Annotated in this window: 1 protein-coding gene; it reads right to left on the reverse strand. The window is 62.7% G+C overall.

Going from position 1 to position 228, the window contains the following annotated elements:
• On the reverse strand, nucleotides 1-228 hold a 228-nt coding region (locus CG471_RS30945), incomplete at both ends, for a hypothetical protein (RefSeq protein ID WP_218964310.1).

A 228-nucleotide genomic window follows, 5' to 3' on the forward strand; every position in this document is an offset into this window, starting at 1 on the left:
TTTCGGGATCAGGATGCAATTCCGGCGTCACTGTATCCGGATCGGGCCGCAGACCCGGCGTCACCGTGTCCGGATCAGGACGCAGACCCGGCGTCACCGTGTCCGGGTTCGGCCGCAATTCCGGCGTGATCAGATCGGGCAATTCCGGGTCGGGCCGGTTCCAGTGATCGGGGAAATTGATGCCGCCCGGATGCTGGTCGGCGGAATCGACGAAATTGTCATATTCCG

This window comes from Sphingobium sp. IP1, from assembly GCF_002708645.1.
GTDB lineage: Bacteria > Pseudomonadota > Alphaproteobacteria > Sphingomonadales > Sphingomonadaceae > Sphingobium > Sphingobium yanoikuyae.